Origin of the sequence: Erwinia sp. ErVv1 (assembly GCF_900068895.1) — a bacterium.
GTDB lineage: Bacteria > Pseudomonadota > Gammaproteobacteria > Enterobacterales > Enterobacteriaceae > Erwinia.
Map to the genome: position 1 here is coordinate 93,219 of NZ_CDPK01000015.1, position 259 is coordinate 93,477.

The window sequence follows — 259 nt, forward strand, 5'->3', positions numbered from 1 at the left end:
TTATTACGACATAAATGGGCACGACGCCCGTACCGGACGCATCTGGCCGCCAATAAATAAAGTCCTGCAGCTGCTGCGTATTTCCCACAGGCGGTGACAGGGTGATATTACCCACCGGTTTCACATCCGTGCCAGTGTGCACCGGTGTGCCCGGCATTGCCGGAAGTCTGATGATATCCAGCCCGCTCACCGCATCGCGCACCGCATTTAGCACCGGCACCGCGGCGGGTACATTATCCCCGGTTTTCAGCAGCTCCAG

Annotated in this window: 1 pseudogene; it reads right to left on the reverse strand. The window is 58.3% G+C overall.

Annotated elements, in window-relative coordinates:
* Nucleotides 1-64 precede the first annotated feature (64 nt).
* Nucleotides 65-157, reverse strand: a pseudogene (locus A1830_RS23485) (hypothetical protein); the annotation flags it as partial.
* Between the last annotated feature and the right edge of the window lie 102 nt (nt 158-259).